Annotated in this window: 20 protein-coding genes and 1 pseudogene; 10 read left to right on the top strand and 11 right to left on the bottom strand. The window is 65.1% G+C overall.

Annotation, left to right across the window (positions count from 1 at the left end; genetic code table 11):
- Window positions 1-4: 4 nt before the first annotated feature.
- The 3 genes from ACSU04_RS07570 to ACSU04_RS07560 all read left to right on the top strand — a co-directional run bounded on the left by ACSU04_RS07570 (window position 5) and on the right by ACSU04_RS07560 (window position 1,750).
- Window positions 5-676 carry a response regulator gene (locus ACSU04_RS07570; RefSeq protein ID WP_439288951.1) on the top strand — a complete coding sequence of 224 codons (672 nt, stop codon included), beginning with the start codon at window positions 5-7 and terminating at the stop codon, window positions 674-676.
- Between the two features lie 98 nt (window positions 677-774).
- Window positions 775-1,218 carry an NUDIX hydrolase gene (locus ACSU04_RS07565; RefSeq protein ID WP_439288950.1) on the top strand — a complete coding sequence of 148 codons (444 nt, stop codon included), beginning with the start codon at window positions 775-777 and terminating at the stop codon, window positions 1,216-1,218.
- Between the two features lie 49 nt (window positions 1,219-1,267).
- Window positions 1,268-1,750 (top strand): cytochrome C5, encoded by a 483-nt coding sequence (locus ACSU04_RS07560; RefSeq protein WP_439288949.1) that lies wholly within the window; start codon window positions 1,268-1,270, stop codon window positions 1,748-1,750.
- Here the strand turns inward: ACSU04_RS07560 and ACSU04_RS07555 are convergent.
- The 10 genes from ACSU04_RS07555 to ACSU04_RS07510 all read right to left on the bottom strand — a co-directional run bounded on the left by ACSU04_RS07555 (window position 1,747) and on the right by ACSU04_RS07510 (window position 13,478).
- Window positions 1,747-2,622 (bottom strand): HpcH/HpaI aldolase/citrate lyase family protein, encoded by an 876-nt coding sequence (locus ACSU04_RS07555; RefSeq protein WP_439288948.1) that lies wholly within the window; start codon window positions 2,620-2,622, stop codon window positions 1,747-1,749. The genes ACSU04_RS07560 and ACSU04_RS07555 overlap by 4 nt on opposite strands.
- The gene (locus tag ACSU04_RS07550; protein ID WP_439288947.1) at window positions 2,619-3,806 is read right to left on the bottom strand and encodes a CaiB/BaiF CoA transferase family protein; all 1,188 of its coding nucleotides are present in this window, start codon (window positions 3,804-3,806) and stop codon (window positions 2,619-2,621) included. Before ACSU04_RS07550 ends, ACSU04_RS07555 begins: the two co-directional genes overlap by 4 nt.
- Window positions 3,803-5,755 carry an SUMF1/EgtB/PvdO family nonheme iron enzyme gene (locus ACSU04_RS07545; protein ID WP_439288946.1) on the bottom strand — a complete coding sequence of 651 codons (1,953 nt, stop codon included), beginning with the start codon at window positions 5,753-5,755 and terminating at the stop codon, window positions 3,803-3,805. Before ACSU04_RS07545 ends, ACSU04_RS07550 begins: the two co-directional genes overlap by 4 nt.
- Entirely contained in the window at window positions 5,752-6,684 is a 933-nt protein-coding gene (locus tag ACSU04_RS07540; protein ID WP_439288945.1) for a ribokinase, read from the bottom strand. Before ACSU04_RS07540 ends, ACSU04_RS07545 begins: the two co-directional genes overlap by 4 nt.
- Window positions 6,681-8,048: an ADP-ribosylglycohydrolase family protein gene (locus ACSU04_RS07535; protein WP_439281475.1), complete on the bottom strand. Its 1,368-nt coding sequence runs from the start codon at window positions 8,046-8,048 to the stop codon at window positions 6,681-6,683. Before ACSU04_RS07535 ends, ACSU04_RS07540 begins: the two co-directional genes overlap by 4 nt.
- Window positions 8,045-9,226, bottom strand: a complete 1,182-nt coding sequence (locus ACSU04_RS07530; protein ID WP_439281474.1) for an ADP-ribosylglycohydrolase family protein — start codon at window positions 9,224-9,226, stop codon at window positions 8,045-8,047. Before ACSU04_RS07530 ends, ACSU04_RS07535 begins: the two co-directional genes overlap by 4 nt.
- Before the next feature lie 72 nt (window positions 9,227-9,298).
- A complete protein-coding gene (locus tag ACSU04_RS07525; RefSeq protein ID WP_439281473.1) occupies window positions 9,299-10,594 on the bottom strand; it encodes an ABC transporter substrate-binding protein in 1,296 nt (431 codons plus the stop codon).
- Window positions 10,595-10,636: 42 nt separating this feature from the next.
- The gene (locus ACSU04_RS07520; RefSeq protein WP_439281472.1) at window positions 10,637-11,476 is read right to left on the bottom strand and encodes a carbohydrate ABC transporter permease; all 840 of its coding nucleotides are present in this window, start codon (window positions 11,474-11,476) and stop codon (window positions 10,637-10,639) included.
- Window positions 11,473-12,405: a carbohydrate ABC transporter permease gene (locus tag ACSU04_RS07515; RefSeq protein WP_439281471.1), complete on the bottom strand. Its 933-nt coding sequence runs from the start codon at window positions 12,403-12,405 to the stop codon at window positions 11,473-11,475. Before ACSU04_RS07515 ends, ACSU04_RS07520 begins: the two co-directional genes overlap by 4 nt.
- Window positions 12,402-13,478: a LacI family DNA-binding transcriptional regulator gene (locus ACSU04_RS07510; protein ID WP_439288944.1), complete on the bottom strand. Its 1,077-nt coding sequence runs from the start codon at window positions 13,476-13,478 to the stop codon at window positions 12,402-12,404. Before ACSU04_RS07510 ends, ACSU04_RS07515 begins: the two co-directional genes overlap by 4 nt.
- A gap of 194 nt (window positions 13,479-13,672) precedes the next feature.
- Here ACSU04_RS07510 and ACSU04_RS07505 point away from each other — a divergent pair, with 194 nt between their 5' ends.
- From ACSU04_RS07505 to ACSU04_RS07495, 3 genes and pseudogenes are all read left to right on the top strand, one after another.
- The gene (locus tag ACSU04_RS07505; RefSeq protein ID WP_439288943.1) at window positions 13,673-13,918 is read left to right on the top strand and encodes a CopG family transcriptional regulator; all 246 of its coding nucleotides are present in this window, start codon (window positions 13,673-13,675) and stop codon (window positions 13,916-13,918) included.
- Window positions 13,912-14,259, top strand: a complete 348-nt coding sequence (locus ACSU04_RS07500) for a type II toxin-antitoxin system PemK/MazF family toxin (protein ID WP_439281468.1) — start codon at window positions 13,912-13,914, stop codon at window positions 14,257-14,259. The genes ACSU04_RS07505 and ACSU04_RS07500 overlap by 7 nt, the downstream gene beginning before the upstream one ends.
- Window positions 14,260-14,310: 51 nt before the next feature.
- Window positions 14,311-14,891: pseudogene (locus ACSU04_RS07495) on the top strand (NAD(P)H-dependent oxidoreductase).
- Window positions 14,892-14,969: 78 nt separating this feature from the next.
- Here ACSU04_RS07495 and ACSU04_RS07490 read toward each other — a convergent pair.
- A complete protein-coding gene (locus tag ACSU04_RS07490) occupies window positions 14,970-15,788 on the bottom strand; it encodes a phospholipase (RefSeq protein ID WP_439288942.1) in 819 nt (272 codons plus the stop codon).
- 238 nt (window positions 15,789-16,026) lie between these two features.
- Between ACSU04_RS07490 and ACSU04_RS07485 the strand changes: the two genes are divergently transcribed.
- The 4 genes from ACSU04_RS07485 to ACSU04_RS07470 are packed head-to-tail and all read left to right on the top strand — an operon-like array spanning window position 16,027 to window position 18,297.
- On the top strand, window positions 16,027-16,368 hold the full coding sequence (locus ACSU04_RS07485; protein WP_439288941.1) for a PadR family transcriptional regulator: 342 nt from the start codon (window positions 16,027-16,029) through the stop codon (window positions 16,366-16,368).
- Between the two features lie 2 nt (window positions 16,369-16,370).
- Window positions 16,371-16,739 carry a DUF1048 domain-containing protein gene (locus ACSU04_RS07480; RefSeq protein ID WP_439288940.1) on the top strand — a complete coding sequence of 123 codons (369 nt, stop codon included), beginning with the start codon at window positions 16,371-16,373 and terminating at the stop codon, window positions 16,737-16,739.
- Window positions 16,736-17,536: an ABC transporter ATP-binding protein gene (locus tag ACSU04_RS07475; protein ID WP_439288939.1), complete on the top strand. Its 801-nt coding sequence runs from the start codon at window positions 16,736-16,738 to the stop codon at window positions 17,534-17,536. Before ACSU04_RS07480 ends, ACSU04_RS07475 begins: the two co-directional genes overlap by 4 nt.
- The gene (locus ACSU04_RS07470; RefSeq protein WP_439281462.1) at window positions 17,533-18,297 is read left to right on the top strand and encodes an ABC transporter permease; all 765 of its coding nucleotides are present in this window, start codon (window positions 17,533-17,535) and stop codon (window positions 18,295-18,297) included. The genes ACSU04_RS07475 and ACSU04_RS07470 overlap by 4 nt, the downstream gene beginning before the upstream one ends.

Below are 18,297 nucleotides of genomic sequence, written 5' to 3'. Positions count from 1 at the left end.
TCGGATGGCAGGCAAGAGGGATGACGATCGCACGGTGATAAGAATTGTCTTGGCCGAAGATTCCCTCCTTCTGCGCGAAGGTCTCATCAGACTCTTCGACGAGGCGGGGTACGAGACCGTAGGCGCCTACGGTGATGCGGATGCCCTGCTCGCCGAGGTGGCGGAACTGCAGCCCGACCTCGCCGTGCTCGATGTCAGGATGCCGCCGACCTTTCGCGATGAGGGGGTGCGTGCGGCCCTCGAGCTGCGTCAGCGGCATCCGAAGGTCGGCATCCTGCTGCTCAGCCAGTACGTCGAGGAGACCTACGCGGTGGAACTGCTCGCAGCCGGGGACACCGGTCTTGGCTATCTGCTGAAAGACCGACTCGCGTCAATCGAAGAGCTAAAGGATGCTGTCGCGCGTATTGCCGACGGCGGGACCGTGCTCGACCCGCAGGTCGTGCGCCAGCTCCTCGGACGGCGCCGCGATCCGCTCGCAGCCCTCACCCCGCGGGAACGCGAAGTCATCGCGCTGATGGCGGAAGGTCGCACCAACGCCGGTATCGCCGAAAGTCTCGTCATCGGCGTGGGGGCGGTCGAGAAACACGCCACATCAATCTTCAGCAAGCTGGGCCTCGACGGCTCTGGCTCGGCGCACCGCCGGGTGCTGGCGGTACTCGCCTGGCTGCAGCGCTAGGTCCGCTTTTCGGGAGAAGGTCTCCTCGTTCGGTGAGGTGGGCAGTCAGTGACATTGAGCGAAAGGTCCTGCATCCTTTCCTGGGATAGCGTGGCCGGGTGTCGATCGATCGAAGCTACATCCGGGTCAAGGCGATGCTTGTCGCGCCAAACACGGAGGGAACCGCGCATGCAGTCAGCCTCAACGCCCCAACCTCGGAGAACCCGAGCGGATATCATCGGCTGATCGGTGGCAGCGTTGAGCTCGGTGAGACGCACAGCGCCGCGGTCCAACGTGAGGTGAGTGAAGAGCTATCGGCGGCGATCCGCGATCTGCGTTACCTCGGCGTGGTGGAGAATATCTTTCAGATAGACGGTGAAGTGGGCCACGAGATCGTCTTCGTGTACACCGGGCGCCTGGATCCCGAGCCGGCGTCCAGGGGAGCGACGCTCACCGAGAGTGACGGGGCTGTCGTTCCCGTCGTCTGGCGACCTTTCGATGACGGCGCCGAGCAGTTGCCTATCTATCCAGCCGCGGTCATGCGGCTACTAGAAACCGCCTGACCTCCTCGCGAACGCCCCCTGCCATCCGATATCGCGAGAGAATTGATTCGTGACTGCGATCATCCTTAGTGACCTCAAACGGCGACTCTTCACCGAAGGGCTCCTCGACGAGCCGACCATCGACGATGGATTCGTGTCCGGACGGGCACGCTTCGAGGCGGCAGGCAACGACGTGACAGTACACGTCGACCCAGATTTCGACGATGCGGACGACGACGACTTCGACGTCAGCGGGCTCGTGGAGATGGTGTCGCGGGTGCTCGCGTTTCCCGAGGCGCGTTGGCGGACAGTGCTCGATCGCATCGCGGAAGAGATCGAGGATGCCGTCGGTGACCCTGACGCGATCGCGGAGAAGACCGACCTGCGTCTGGACCTCGAGGTGCATTCGATAACCGTGTTGCCCGACGCTGCACTGCTGTCGTTCGTGGCCCCACGCCAGTTCCCCGAATCGTGGATTCGTGCACAGCTGGACGACGAACTCGAAATCGAGGACGTCTTTGTCGACGAGAGGCTCGAAGGCACGCCCAGCTAACGCGGAGTGTCGCTTGCCTTGGTGGATGGATTGGTGCCGACGGCGAGCACCCGTTCGGCCGCTCGCACCATTGCGATGTCTATGAAGGTCCCGTCTTCGAGCGCGAAGGCCCCGGTGCCGTCCGCAGCGGCGGTGCGCACGCGGTCAACGATGCTCTGCGCTCGCGCGATCTCCGTCGCATCCGGCGTGAAGACACGGCGAATCACCTCGAGCTGGCGTGGATGCACAGCGGTGCGACCAGCGAAACCGAGAGCGCGACCGGCGCGGCAGCTCGCCTCCAGGCCGGCGAGATCGGACACATCGGCGTATACGGCCATCAAGGGGGCCGGCAGACCGGCAGCGGCTGCGGCATTGACGATGCGGCTGCGCGACCAGGCGAGCCCCGCTTCGCCCGCCGGTCCGGCGGGAACACCGAGCTCCGCGCGCAGGTCGGCCTCGCCGGTCGCGATCGAGGACACACCCGAGCACGCGATCTCGAACGCGCGCTCGATCGCGAGTGCCGACTCGAGAAGGGCGTGCACCTGACGCCCGGGTGCAGCGGCGCGGACGGCGGCCACGTCCTCCGCCGACTGAGTCTTCGGCAAGCGCACGCCAAACGTAGGCGGTAGCTCGGCGACGGCTGTGAGATCGGCGTCGTGCGCGGACGACCCGATGCCGTTGATCCGTACCTGCACCGCGGGCGCACGCTCGCCGAGAACTTCCCACGCCGCAGCGAAGTCGATCAGGGCGGCGCGGGCATCGGTCTTGCGGGATGCCGCGACGGCGTCCTCAAGGTCGATGACGACGGCATCCGCACCCGAGGTCAGCGCTTTCTCAAATCGCTCCGGCCGATCGGCCGGAGCGTAGAGCGCGACGATGATGGAGCGCGTCATCCGATACTTCCTTCCTCGCGCAGCGCGGCGAGTTCGTCGTCCGAGTATCCCAGCTCGGTCAGTACTGCATCAGTATCGGCGCCGTGAGCCCGCCCGGTGAATGCGATCGTCGCCTCATCGCGTGACATCCGAAACAGAGGACCTTGCATGGCGATCTCGCCGAGATCGGCATCGTGGATGCGGTGGATGGTGCCGAGCGCATTGAACTGCGGATCGGCGACGATGTCTGACGGATCGTAGATCGGCGCCACTGCAGCATTCGCGGCCTCGAACGCGGTGATGACTTCGTCGCGGGAGCGCTGGGCGATCCAGGAGCCGACAGCGTCATCGAGTAGATCGGCGTGCTCGGCGCGGGTGGCTCCGTCGGCGAACCACGGTTCTTCCGCAAGCTCGGGCCGGCCGACAAGCGCGACGACGCGTTCGGCGATCGACTGCGCGCTCGTCGACACCGCGACCCAGGAGCCGTCAGCGGTGCGGTACGCATTGCGGGGTGCGTTATTGACGGAGCGATTGCCGGTTCGCGGCTGCACGGTGCCCAGCTGGTCCCATCGGGTGATCTGAGGGCCGAGCATCGCGAGGATCGGCTCGATGATGGCGACATCGACCTCCTGGCCTTTGCCGTCCCGGTCTCGAGCGTGCAGAGCAACCATGATCGCGTAGGCAGTCGCGAGCGATGCGACCCCGTCTGCGAGCCCGAACGGAGGCAGCGTCGGCGGACCATCCGGCTCACCTGTCGACGATGCGAACCCACTCATCGCCTCCGCAAGAGTGCCGAAACCTGGCCGGCGCCGATACGGCCCGATCTGCCCGAAACCGGTCACGCGCGCGAGCACCAACCCAGGGTTCTCCGCGGAGAGCGCGGCGTAGTCGAGCCCCCAGCGCTCGAGCGTGCCGGGGCGGAAGTTCTCGATCACGACGTCGGCGGTACGAGCGAGGCGAAGGAACGCATCGCGGCCGCCGTCGGTGTGCAGATCGATCGCCACGGTGCGCTTGTTGCGGCCGAGCGTCTTCCACCAGAGGTTCTGCCCGTCCTTGCTCGGCCCGTGGCCGCGCGCGGGATCGGGCCGATTCGGATGCTCGACCTTGATGACGTCGGCGCCCATGTCGCCCAGGTGCATCGCAGCCATCGGGCCGGCGAACAGCGTCGAGGCGTCCACGACTCGCAGCCCGTCGAGCGCACTCACGGTGTGTCCTCCCGACAGATGCGGAAGCCGATCGACGGCGACGCATCTTGCCCGAGGCCGGGCAACAGCAGTTTGGCGCTGAAGTCCGCGGGCTTCACACCACCGTCGAAGTACCAGTCCGAGCCTTCGCTACGATGCGCGCTGCCGCCCTTGAGTATGACGAAGCGCGTGCGGCCGTCCGAATGCTCCGACTCAGTCCAGTTCCAGACCTCGGGGGTGCGACGGGTAAAGCCGGGCTGGACTGCGGCGAGCTGCCACTCATCCTCGGTGGGAAGCCGACCGCCAGCCCACGCCGCGTACTCGCGGGCGCGGGTGAACGTCACATTCGCTGCGGGACGGTCGGGGTCGCGGGCATCCGCGACTTCGCCGATCGCGTCGAGGAACCGGGCGTACTCGGCTTCGCTCACCTCGGCGGCAGCGATCTGCACCGGCTGCGCGACGATGACCGAACGGTCGAGGGTGCGCTGATCGTGCAGACGAGGAGGGAGCGGCTTCCACTCGTCGACGTAGGGTGCACCGTCGTACATCCCGGTCTCTCGCATCCGGAACCGTACGGTGAGCGTGTACTCGCCCGTGGGCACCGTGACGGGAGCGGTGGTGGTGGAGCTAATCGGGGCCGATTCGATGAGTGCAACCGGACCGTCCCACCGGGGTGGGGCCAGCCGTCGTGAGGTGCGGTGCGAGAAGGAGGCGTCGTTCTCAGCGGTCTCGCTGGCGAGTGCGGCCTGCGCAGCGCCGAGCTCGTCCGGGACGGTGACTCCGTCAGCCACCTGCACGGCAGCGGCGATCCCGCCAGCGGGGACCGTGACCGTGTCGGCGGTGTCACCCGCGTGCAGCGCCGACCACCCGGTGCCGACAGGGCGGTACACCGCGTCGACGTTCGACGTGTTGGCGAGGAGTAGCAGTGTCACGCCGTCGCGCTCGAACGTGGATCCGGCGACCGCGCCGTCGAGAACGTTCAGCGGGGTCCACTCTCCCTCGACGAGCCAGCGGTGGAACCCGCGCTGGACGGGGAGCATGCGACGCAGCGTTGCGGCATCCCGGCTGTTCCAACCGACCCACGCACCGAAGACGACTTCCCAGACCATGATGCCAACACCGTTGAGCCAGGCGGAGCGAAGCTCTGCCGCGTGATCGCGATGCCAGCGACGGATGTGGTGCTGCATGTGGCGGCGCTCGAACCAGCGGGCGCGGAGGACACCCGGCACCTCGGAATCGGCGAACCACTGCGCCCAGGAGAGCGTGTGGTCGGCGATCCGCTCGGTTGCGAGTTTCGACTCGCCTTCGAGACCGATGCCGGGGCGCGCCTGATCGAGGGCGGCGACGAGCTCGGGATCGGCCTTCTTGAGAGTGTCGAGGAACACGCCGTCCGCGCTGAGGCGACGCACAGTGGAGGCGAGCTCATCGGCGTCACCGCCCGCGCGACGCGTCCCGGTGTCCCAGGGGTTGTAGTCGAGGAATACGGCGACGCCCGCGGCGCGCAGTTCTGCGGCGACGTCGGCAAGCCCCGGCACGTCGTAGAAGTCCCACTGATTGCGCTCGTCGATGCCGATCACCGGATATGCGTGCCACAGCACAACACCGTCGAGACCGCCGAAGCGCTCCCGGGCATCGGCCAGAAAACGCTCGGGGGTGAAGCGCTGCGCCTCGAAGTCGAAGAACAGCTCGTCCCACAACCAGAGCTGCGCCACGGTGAAGCAACGGCTGGCCCATGCCGATGCCGGATCGTCGTATCGTGCCGGCTCGCCGTGGCGACGTCGTGCACCGTTACGCCATGCGGTGAGCTGCGTCCGCCACCGATCGATGTCGGCGACGTCAGCCGGTGCCGCGAAGATCTTCGCGTCATCCAGCGCGATCGCTGCATCGCCCGTGGCGAGATCGACATCGAGTGGAACCCGAGTGGGTAGATCCAGTTCGCGGGGGTGCAGGGGATCAAAGCCGCCGCTCATGCGTGCGTCCTTTCCAATAGTTCGGCGACCTCGGTCGCAGACGGGACCGCATCCTGGGCGCCGGCGCGGGTGACCGCGATCGCGGCCGCTGCTGCCCCCGCGCGAGCGGCGTCTGCGAGCAACGCCGCATCAACGCTTTCGGGCGCACGGCCGGATGCCGCGATGGTGGCGGCGAACATTCCGCAGAACGTATCGCCGGCACCGGTCGTGTCGACCGCTTCTGCAGCGAACGCGGGAATGTCTACCCGTTCGTCACCACACACGATGAGCGAGCCGCGCTGACCGAGGGTCACGACGAGTGCGCGCACGCGAGGCGCGAGTGCCACGACGGCCGCTTCGAGATTATTGACGCCGGCGACGTCCAGAGCCTCATGCTCGTTCACGATGAGCACATCGACTGAGGGGAGCAGTGCGGCTCCGGCCGTCACGAACGGCGCCGACGGTGCGGCGTTGAGCAGATGCCATGCCTGCGCACCGCGGCTGGCCGCGGCATCCTGTACCAGCGAGATCGGAATCTCCAGCTGGGTGAGAACGACCTGCGCCGACGCCACGACCGCACGCTGTGCCGGTGTCAGGGCGGTCGCGACCGCGTTGGCACCGGGCACGACGACGATGGTGTTCTCGGCGGCGTCATCGACGGAGATGAGTGCGATGCCGCTCGGCCCATCGACCTGCGAGACTCCCGAGACGTCGATGCCGTCGGCGACGAGTGCGCCACGGAGGCTCTCGCCATCCGAGTCTGTGCCGACCGCGCCGACGAATGCGACGGATACGCCGCCAGCTCGGCGTGCGGCGACAGCCTGATTGGCGCCCTTGCCTCCGCCGGTGCGCACCATCGAGGCCGCGAGCACTGTCTCGCCGGGGGCGGGGATCCGGCTGACGCGCGCGACGATGTCCTGGTTGATGCTGCCGACGATGACAACACTCATGACGTTCCCTCCGACAGGCGAAGCGTACGCTCGGCAAGTTCGCGGATGGATCTCTCGGCGCCACCAGGCATCGAGGTCGCGATGCGGTCCTTCAACGGCGTGGTCCATGCCTCGCCGATTCCGTCAGCGCCCACGAGTCCGCCGACAACGGACCCGACGGTCGCCCCGACCGAGTCGGTGTCCCAGCCGCCCGCCACCGCCAACGCGATCGCTGCGCCGAAGTCGTCGCCGTATGCCTGAAGAGCACACGCAGCGAGCGCCGCATTGTTGAGGGTGTGTACCCAGTGCATCCCTTCGAAAGCCGCGTGTAGAACGTCGAGCGCCGAGTCCGCGGTCAGCAAACCTGCGGCCAGCGAGCGGCCGGTCTTGCGGCCGAGACGCACGGCGTCAGCGAGGCGTGAGGCCGGCGGCACGACCGTGTCGGCAGCATCCAATGCCTCGTCTGCGGAACCGGCGACCAGCGACGCCGAGCAGAGAGCCGCGGCCCACATCTCACCGTATATGCCGTTGCGGGCATGGCTCAGCCGCGCATCGGTCCATGCCGATGCGGCAGCGGCACGCACGTCACCGGGATGCGCCCAGCCATGCACATCGGCGCGAATGAGGGCGCCGATCCATTCGCGGAACGGATTGTGATGGGTGGCAGTCTCGGGCACGGGCCTGGCATCGAGGATGTTCCGATACGCCGCGCGCTCGGCGGTGAAGACGCGGCCTGCGGGCAAAGCAGCCAGCCACGCCTGGGCGACATCCTCGGTCGTCAGATTCTCACCGTGCGTCTCGAGCAGATCGAGCGCGAGGATTGGGAAGTTGAGGTCGTCGTCCTCTGGCATCCCATCGATGTTCTCCACGAGCGAGGTGGGCGCCGAGCGGCGGTTCCACGGCCAACGCTGTGCGACCTCTGTGGGGAGTCCGACAGCCGTGAAGTACGTCTGGATCGGCCAGTTCCCGGTGGCACGCGCGATCTCTTCGATGCCGTCGCGGGGAATCTTCTCCACGGGCTTTCCGAGCAGGCAACCGGCAGACCGGCCGAGCCATGCCCCATGCACGCGGTCGAACGCCACCGAATCTGCAGAAGCGGGCGCAGCAGCGGGAAGCAGCGCGACGATATCGGACCACTCGTCCGGCTCGTCGGCGCTCGGCGTCTGCAGGCGCTGCAACTCATCGAGAACAGTGCGCGCCAGGGCGCGCAGCTCCGGGGGAGCAGGCGTAGCGCTTGCCCCCGAGGGCGCGAGCTGGATCGATCCGCCCGCGTCCGCCCATTGCTGCTCGATGGCAGCGACGTCGCTCTCCGCGACGCCCTGCTCGCGGAGCGCGGCGAGTTCTGCGGGGACCAGGTCTTCCGGCTGCGCCCAGGTCAATCTCACGCCGCGCCCTCCTGATTTTGTGACGCGCCGAGCACCGTTGCCAGTGCTGCCACCCGCTGTGTCGCACGGTCGGCGTCTGCGCGTGCGACGTCGCGGACGACCTCTGTCATCGAGGTCACGACGCCGTCGAGATCGAGTCGACTGGCCGTCGTGACGCCCGAGACCCATTCGCTCGGCACCGCATCCTGGCCATGGAGGCCACCGCAGATGGCACCGGCCATCGTCGCGATCGAATCGGAGTCACGGCCGTAGTTGACGGCGTCGAGCACCGCGGCGCGCAAGTCGCCATCGCGAGCGACGACGAAGCCGAGGGCGACGGGAAGCTCCTCAATCGACTTGGTGCGAGAGGGCAATCGGGCATCCATCGCCGGCGCGCGGTACTGCTCGCCCACGGTGTCAAACGGTGCGACTGCTGCGCGTACGACGCGAGCGAGGTCTCGTGGATCATCCGATCCACCGGCAACCATGAAGGCATCGACAGCGTCGAACACAGCACGAATCGCCGCGGCGGTGCCGTCGTGAGCGACATCGAGCACTGCCGCGCGCACGTCGGCGATCGTCGCCCCGGATGCGGCGGATGCCGCCACAGCCGCGGCGAACACGCCAGCGGCTTCGCGTCCGTAGGACGACTGGTGCGCTCCGGCGATGTCGATGGCCTCGGCATATGCACCGCGCGGGTCACCGATGTGCACGAGCCCGACGGGGGCCATGTACATCGTGGCACCGCAGTTGACGATGTTGCCGACGCCTGCCTCACGGGGGTCAGCGTGACCGTAGTGCAGCTTCGCGACAATCCACTTCTCGGCGAGGAAGACACGCTGCAGGATGAGTGCGTCGTCCTCGAGCTCGGGGACCCAGCGGCGCTCACCGATCATGAGCGGGACGAGATCCCCGGCGACGTCGTACGCATCGAGGTGGCGACGCCGCTTGGCGTACACCTCCACGAGCGCGTGCGTCATGAGAGTGTCATCCGTGACGTGTCCGTCGCCCTTGTGGTACGGAGCGATCGGTCGCGCCGTCCTCCAATCGGCGAGGAATGGGCCGACGATTCCCTCGACCCGACCGCCGTGACGTTCTTCGATCTGCTCGGGGGTCCAGCCCTCGGTGGCACCTCCCAGTGCGTCTCCCACTGCGGCGCCGGCGAGCACTCCGGCCACTCGGTCCTGCAACACGAACATTTCCACTCCTTGTTTACCTCTGATGTCGATGACGGGCGGGGGCGAACCGGTGGCTCGCCCCCGCAGATGTCATCAGCCGGCGATGTCGGCCCAGCCGTCGGACAGCTGGGCGGCCAGCTGCTCACTGGTGATCTGGTCGGCCAGGTACTGCTGGAAGGCCGGCGTCGCGATGGTGTCTTTCCACTCGGTGTACTTCTCCACCTTGAGGAACGGCGGACCAACGAGTCCCTCACCGGATGCCAGCACCTGGGTCCAGGCCGGGTTATCGGCGGCCAGCTTCTCCACCGCGGCGCGTGCCGAGTCGGACGACGGGATGAGCGCATCGGCGTAGGCGATCTCGGCGAGGTTGTCGCTGCTCATGAAGAAGTTGAGGAAGTCGGCAGACTCCTCCACGTGCTCGGAATCGATGTTCACCGAGTACGTCTGCGGGTTCGCTGCCTGGATGGCACCGGCCGAGCCTTCGAGCGGCGGCAGCGCGACCCAGTTGAACCCATCGGGCGCGTCGTTCGCGATGTTCGTCGCCTGGAACGAACCCTGCACGGTCATCGCGATCGTGCCGCCGTAGAACGATGCGAGCACGTCCGATCCTGACTGGGTCAGGGAGACGGGTTGGATCGACTTGTCGGTGTACGCCATCTCGTGGATGAGCTCCGGCACGGCGAGTTCGGCATCGCCGACCTCGATCGAGGCATCCGCGCCTTCACCGGAGAAGAAACCGCCATCGAAACCGAGCGAAAGGCTCATGATTGTCGAGGTAGGCGACGCGAGGCCCCAGCCGAGTCCGTGAACGTCGGCAGTGGTCGTTGCTTTCGCAATCTCCTGCAGCTCTTCCCATGTCATCGTGTCGCCGCTGGGAATCTCGACGCCGCTGGCCTCAAGGAGGTCGGCGTTGGCGAACACCATGTACGACTGCAATGTCGATGGGTAAGCGATGATCTCGCCGTCCTGAGTGACGGACTCCCAGATGCCCTCGGAGATATCGGACTTCAGGTCCGGATCGATGTAGTCAGTGAGATCGGCAAGGTAACCATCAACGGCGAAGGAAACGATAGAGCTCGCCTCATAGTGGATGATGTCCGGTGCCGTTCCGCCCGTGAACTGGGTGATGAGTTTGTCAAACGTGCCATCCCACCCGGCCTGGATGATCTCGACCTGAACGTCGGAGTTGTCCGCGTTCCATTCGTCGACGATCGCCTTCACTGCGGCCTGCGTCGCCGGTTGGTCAGACAACGACTGGAACTCGAGGGTGACAGCATCGCCCTCACCCTCGTCGCCTCCGCCGGTCGCGCTGCCCTGCTGGCATCCGCTCAGGGCGAAGACCGCCACGCCCACGAACGCGATGGCGCCAATGCCTCGGATTCTCTTCATGATGCTCGCCTTTCTTCTGTGATCTTTTCTTGGTGAAACGAATCAGCCCTTGACTGCACCGGCGAGCATTCCGCCGGTGAGTTTCTTCTGCAGGATGCTGAAGATGATGAGCGACGGGATTGTCGCGAGGATCGCGCCTGCGGCCAGCGGGCCCAGCTGTGTCTGCCCTTCGGCTCCCAGGAAGGAGCGCAGAGCGATCGGAAGCGTGTAGAGCTCGGGGCTCTGCAACAACACGAGGGCGAGGAAGAATTCGTTCCAGGCCGAGACGAAGGTGAACATCGCGGTTGCGACGAGTCCCGGTGCGAGCAGTGGAAGGACGATCGTGCGGAGGATCGTCACTCGTGATGCCCCGTCCATCTCGCCGGCTTCCTCGAGTTCCGTCGGAATCGCCGCGACATAGCCCTGCAGCATCCAGAGCGTGAACGGCAATGTGAAGGTGACGTAGACGAGGATCAATCCGAACAGCGTGTCGTTCAGGTGGATCGTGCGGAGCACCAGGAACAGCGGGATGATGATCAGGATCGACGGGAAGACCTGGCTGGTGAGGATCCAGACCGTTCCGGCCGCACGAAGCTTGCCCTTGAGCCGCGCGAGCGCATAGGCCATTGGCATGGACAGCACTACCGTGATCACCATCGTCGCGAGCGAGACCATGAGCGAGTTGCCCGCAGCGAGCAGGAGATTCTGTCTCTCGAGTGCATTGCCGTAGTTGCTGAAGTCCCAGGTGGCCGGCAGCAGGTTGACGGCGAGAGAGTTCAGCTCTCCCGACGACTTGAACGACGCTGACAGCAACCAGAGCAGAGGGAATCCGAGGAAGAACAGGAATGCCGCGAGTGCCGTATACATCAGCACCGTCGCGTACCAGGGGCGCTTCGTGGTCATGAGCGCGCTCCCTTCGTCTGACGGAACTGGTTGATGAGATAGAGCGACAGGATCAACATGATCGCGATGACGAGCACGTCGCCCATCGCGGATGCATATCCGATCTCACGGTTGCGGAAGGCCTCCAGATAGGTGAACAGCGGAGGGATCATCGTGCGCCCGCCCGGCCCACCCTCGGTGAGCACATAGATGAGCCCGAATGAGTTGAACTGCCAGATGAAGTCGAGGGCCGTCACCGCGAAGATGATGGGGCGAAGCGCGGGAAGCGTGATGTGCCAGAACCGGCGGAAGGCGCCGGCGCCGTCGACGGCGGCAGCCTCGTGCTGCTCCGCCGAGATCGACTGCATTCCGGCCAGCAGCAGCACCGTCGTCTGAGGGATGCCTGCCCAGACTCCCACCACGATGACTGCAGGCAAGGCGGTGGAGAAGTCGCCGAGCCAGTTGACTCCGGGGATCCCGACCGCTTCGAGGGCTCCGTTGAGGGGGCCAGAGTTGGGGTTGTAGATCATTCGCCACACGATCGCGATGACCACCGGCGGCATTGCCCAGGGGATCAGTGCCAGAACCCGGGTGAGTCCTTTCAGGCGCAGGTCACTGTTGAGCAGGAGTGCGAGCCCCATGGCACAGACGAGGGTCAGAAGCGCAACGGAGCCTGCCCAGACGATGCCGATGCCGAACGATCCCCAGAAGCGGTGATCTCCGAGCAGCTCGATGAAGTTCCCGAAGCCGATGAAGTTGACCTCGGCGTTCCGCTTGAGCGTGGCATCCGTGAAGCCGAGTGCCACACCGCTGACGAGCGGGATGACGGAAAAGATGATGATCGGCAGGAGTGCCGGGATCACGAGGGCGACGGCCTCACGGCGCTGCGCGCGGGCGCGATGACCGATCCGCTTCGTCTGCCGCGGGGGTTTCGTGGCGGTGATGCTCATCCGGCTGTCCTCTCTTCATCGAGTTCGGTGGGTTCGGTGCTCAGGTTGAGTGCGGATGCGGCGCCACCCCGTGCATGAGCGCGGGAGAGGGATGATCCGCGCACGACCAGTGACGGTGCGACGGTGACCGTGTGCGCGGCGCGCGATGGCTCGGCAATGCGCGCGAGCAGGAGCTCTGCGGCGACACGACCGCGCTCCTCGGCGCCGAGGTCGACGCTGGTCAGGCCGGGGCGGATGACTCCCGCGAGTTCCGTGTTGTCGATGCCGGTCACAGCGATGTCGTGTGGAACGGTCAACCCGAGGTCTTCGGCGGCACGAATCGCGCCAATGCCGATCAGATCGTTGGCCGCGACGATGGCGTCGGGGCGATGGTCGCCTTCGAGTACTTGGCGTGCCGCGGCGTACCCGGCAGCGATTGTGAAGTCTTCGGCGTCGAAACTGCGGGTCGAAACGAGTGGGTGCGCGGTGACGGCTGCGGCGAAGCCATCGCGACGGAAAGTTCCAGGAGTCGTATCGCTGGGGCCGTTCACGAAGGCGATGTCACGTCGTCCCTCAGCGACGAGGTGATCCACCACAAGGCGCATCGCGGTGAGCGAGTCGGCCCGCACAGTGTCGAGGCTCGAGCCGTCGGGCAGGCGCCCGAGAACGACGATCGGCGTGGGCGTCTTCGCGAGAGCAGCGAGAAGTTCGTCGGTGACGCGCAGAGGCGAGAGGATCATGCCGTCGACGTAGCCTCGCCCGAGGTCACGCACGACGTCGACCGACGACGATGACGTTCCCGTCGACGAGAGGACCAAGCGATACCCCGACGCAGACACCACCCGCTCAACCGCGGTCATCATCTCGACGTAGACGGGGTTACCGATATCGGCGACGGCATAGGCGAGTTGGTGAGTGCGGCCGAGTTTGAGCGACCGCGCGGTCGCATCGGCGACGTACCCGAGTGTTTCGGCCGCGTGCTGCACTTTCGCGATCGTCTCAGCGCTCGCGATCTGACCGTTCAGAGCCCGTGAGGCGGACGCGATCGATACGCCAGCGTGCGCAGCGACCTGAGTAATGGTTACACGAACCACGCGCTCTCCTTCGAGTACTGTAAACGTTTCCAACGGTGACAAAACTATGCCACCGGAGGGTGTTCGATGTCAAGGTGGCGGGGTGACGACCTCGTAAAGTCAGCGCTGAGACAGTCGTGGACGTACCCGTTCGCGATGTCGCGGGGGAAAAGGAGTCAGCAACACTGACGGGTATAACTTGTTATACTTCAATTATGAAAACGGCGATCTCACTCCCGGACGGAGACTTCGAACGCTTCGAGCGTGTGGCGGCACGGCATGGTATGAATCGATCGGAGTTCTATCGCCGCGCCGGAAATCGCCTCGTCGAAGAGTTGGAAGGCGAAGCCGAACTGACAGCACTGGCCAACTCCGTAATAGCGCGCATTGGGCAGCCTTCTGCGGGTAGTCCGTTCCTTCAGGAGTCGGAGCGCATCGTGCGTGAGGGCGCCGAGTGGTGATCGCGCACGGCGACGTTGTCTGGGTCGACTTCGGGTCGCCGCGTGGTTCTGAGCCTGCAAAACGTCGACCTGCCGTCGTCATGCAGGAGGACTGGCTCCTCGCCACCGAACTCGCCACGGTGCTCGTGGTGCCGTTGACCTCGAATGCTGCGCTTGAGGCGTTTCCAGGCAATGTGCTTGTGCCGATCGATGCGTCTGGACTGGGGCAGGACTCCGTAGCAGTCGTGTCGCAGGTCGGTCCGGTCGGTCGTGAGTTTATTGAGCCGTATCCGGTCGGACATGTCCCGACGTATATCCTTTCAAAAATTGCCGATGGTATTCGACTGGTATTGGGCATCTGACGAGCGACAACAGATCAGCGGCGCGTGCCGACGTGAGGCTTCCTTCCCAAGATGTGGAGTAGGTGGTTCGATCGTTGGATGTCTACGAGAAGGCCACAAGCGCTGTATGTCTGGGCGCATGCGTACGCGGCGGGGCAGCTTCCAGAGGACGTCCGCATCGAACAGCAGAAGCTGCGGGATGCTGAACTTGTCATCTTCCAGTTCCCGCTCTGGTGGTACTCGGTGCCTGCGACGCTCAAGGGTTGGTTCGGCGGGTGTTCGCGTCTGGATTCGGATTCGATGTGCTTGATCCTGCGACCGGCATCCCGCGGAAGTACGGTGACGGCGTGCTTGTCGGGAAGCGTGCTCTGATCTCCATATCGCTCGGAGAGGGCCTCCGCTCGGTCGCGCCGCGCGGGATCGCGGGTGATCTCGGTTCTCTTCTCTTTCCCCCGACGCGCGACACGCTGTTCTACACCGGCATCGAACCACTTCCGCTTCACATAATCGCGGATGCCGATGATCTGGGTCCTGACGATGTGGAGCGCGAGATCCGACGATTCACTGTCGTGTTTGAGTGGCGAGCACAACTTCGGACGGCAGACGTGACACGCCGCCAGGGCGACGCATCTCGCGGCGTGTCGGAGGAGTGATCCGAAGTTGTGTACGGGCCGCTGGATGAGGCGTGAGCCTACCGAAGGTGAGACGCGCCGTTGAGTGCGGAGGACGCCTCAGTACCAGTTCACCGACTGCGAGTGGCCCCATGCCGAGCAGGGTGCGCCGTAGGCGCGCTGGATGTAATCCAGGCCCCAGCGGATCTGCGTGGTCCCGTTGGTCGCCCAGTCGTCGCCGAAGCTCGCCATCTTGTTGCCGGGGAGCGACTGGGGGATGCCGGTAGCTCCGCCGCCGGAGTTATAGGCCTGGTAGTCCCAGCCGGACTCCTTGTTCCACAGCGAGTTCAGGCAGGAGAACTGGTCGTCGCCCCAGCCGTACTGATCAGCAGCGATCTGCCGCGCGACGTTGCGGGCACCGTCGGGAGTATTCGCTGCGGTGAGGGCCGCGACGGCGGCTGCTGCGGCGGCTGCTTCAGCCTGCTGCTGTGCGATCGCGGCATTCAGCCGTTCGCGCAGCGCCGTGGCCTGCGCGGTCATCAGCGCGGTCTGCTCGGTGAGGCCGGCGGTGAGGGCTGGGCGCTGCAGTATCGCGTCGGCATCGCCCTCGGCGAGAGAGCCGAGTGTGCTCAACAGGTCTGCGGTGTCAACCGCGATGCTCTCGGCACCCAGATCGACTTCGGCCGACGATGCATCCACGACGACAGTTGCGGCATCCGTCAACGCAGCGCGCGCGGTGGTGACAGCCGCGTCGGCCTCGGCCATGCCGACTCCGAGCTGTTCAGAATCGGAGACGGCAGCGCGTCCGAGCGATGCGGCAACGGCGGGCGCCGCCGCCGAGATTCCGGCGGTGACGAGCAGTCCCAGAACCGCACCTACGGCGATCGTGATGATGGCGGTGCGCGGTCGGGCAGGTGTGAGCAACGGAGTTTCTGGCATGACGAACGTAACGATCCTTTGAAGTATCTGGGGGCCGCGTACAGCGGTGGGTGTGCCTTCGGGGGTGGGCACAAGGTAACGATTCTGTATCACCGACCCTGTGTGTGACCCCGGTGCTCCCTGGATGCCAGGTGTGAGAGAGGTTGCAAAAAAGATCGCTACTCAGTCTTGCCAAGTACCGGTACTTAGTGCTACTTTCTACCGGTAGTCAGTAGCACCAAGTAGAGGGGAGCAGTCAATGGCAAGTCAACTTACCGAGATGCTCAAGGGCACTCTCGAGGGCATCGTCCTCACGATCCTGACCGAGCGCCCCGCGTACGGGTACGAGATCACGGCGCGGCTGCGCGACGAAGGTTTCGTCGACGTGGTCGAGGGCACGGTGTACGCGCTGCTCGTCCGCATCGAGCAACGCGGTTTCGTGGATGTGAAGAAGGTTCCCTCTGAGAAGGGGCCGCCCCGCAAGGTTTATTCGCTCAATAGGAACGGCCGCACCCAGCTCGGAGAATTCTGGAAGACGTGGACCTTCCTCTCCGAACGCATCGAACACCTCCACCAGAAGACATACGACGAAGGGAAATGATCATGGCCGCAAAATGGATCGAAGCGCTCACTGGATCGCTCGAACAGAAGAAACAGTACAAGCAGGACAAAGCCCGCATCGATGGTCTCCCCGAGCCCTATGCTTCGGCAGCGGGTGCAATGCACCGGTACCTCATGTACTCCGGAAATGTCACCGATGGCGACACTCTCACGACGATGTTCACCGACCTAGCTGACCTCTGGGAGCGCGCCGCGGTCGATGGCACGCCCGTGCGCGAAATCGTGGGTGACGATCCGGTGGAGTTCACCGAGACGTTCGCCAGTGCCTACTTGGGCAAGCGGTGGATCGACAAGGAGCGCGCACGCCTCACGAACGCGATCGACAGTGCGGAGAAGGAGGAGGAACGATGACCAGCGTTACGCCCAGTGGGCCCGCTATCAGAGTCAAAGGCATCACGAAGTCCTTCAAAGATCTGCAGGTGCTGCGGGGTGTCGACTTCGATGTGCAGTCGGGCAGCATCTTCGCGCTTCTCGGTTCGAACGGTGCCGGAAAGACCACGCTCGTACGGATCCTGTCGACGTTGTTGAAGGCGGATGCGGGTACGGCAGTGGTTCATGGGTTCGATGTCGCGACAGCGCCGAACGATGTGCGTCAGTCGATCAGTCTGACGGGCCAGTTCGCCGCAGTCGATGAGGTGCTCACAGGCCGGGAGAACCTCGTACTGGTCGCGAAGCTGCGTCATTTGAAGAATTCTGGAGAGATCGCTGATGACATGCTCGCCCGGTTCTCGCTCACGGATGCCGGCGCCCGCAAGACTGCCACCTACTCGGGTGGGATGCGGCGTCGGCTCGACATCGCGATGAGCCTGATCGGCAACCCGCCGGTGATCTTCTTGGACGAGCCGACCACTGGCCTGGACCCGCAGGCGCGGATCGACGTGTGGCAGACCATCAAGGAGCTGGCGAACGGCGGCACCACGGTGCTCCTCACCACGCAGTATCTCGATGAAGCGGAGCAACTCGCTGACCGGATCGCGATTCTGCACAAGGGCACCATCATTCAGAACGGTACTCTCGCCGAACTCAAGCAGCTCCTCCCCTCGGCGAAGGTCGAGTACATCGAGAAGCAGCCCTCCCTCGAAGACGTCTTCCTCGCTCTCGTCGGCGAGACAGCGACCACAGCATCCAACGGAAAGGAACTGTCATGACCAGTCACGTGCTCAGCGATACTCGTGTTCTCACCGGGCGATCGCTGACTCATATCCTTCGCAGCCCCGACACGATCATCAGCACAGCGGTCACTCCGATCGCGCTGCTGCTGCTGTTCGTCTTCGTGCTCGGCGGCGCGATCGACACCGGCAGCGGTGGTTCCTACATCGACTACATGCTGCCGGGCATCCTGCTCATCACTATCGCCTCCGGTGTCGCCTACACCGCGTATCGGCTGTTCCTCGACATGCAAGGTGGCATCTTCGAGCGGTTCCAGTCGATGCCGGTGGCACGCTCCAGTGTGCTGTGGGCGCACGTGCTCACCTCCGCCATTGCGAACATCGTGTCCGTGGTGCTGGTCACTGGTGTTGCCTTCGCGATGGGCTTTCGCACCGCTGCATCATTCGGTTCCTGGCTGGCGGTCGCCGGCATCCTGGTCTTGTTCACCCTCGCGCTCACCTGGCTGGCCGTGATCGCCGGGCTCTCCGCCAAGACAGTGGATGGCGCGAGCGCGTTCAGTTATCCGCTCATCTTTCTGCCGTTCATCAGTTCGGCGTTCGTCCCGACGGAATCGATGCCTGGACCGGTCGCCTGGTTCGCGGAGCATCAGCCGGTGACGTCGATCGTCAACACCATCCGGGCGCTGTTCGCAGGACAGCCCGCCGGTGCGGAGATCTGGATCGCCCTCGCCTGGCTCGTCGGCATCCTCGTTGTCGCCTACGGCTTTGCAGTCGCCGTGTATCGCAAGAAGCTCAGCTGA

The organism is Microbacterium sp. A84, assembly GCF_051842815.1.
Classification (GTDB): Bacteria; Actinomycetota; Actinomycetes; order Actinomycetales; family Microbacteriaceae; genus Microbacterium.
Note: the sequence above shows the minus strand (reverse complement) of the source record. Positions and strands in the feature narration are given on the sequence as shown.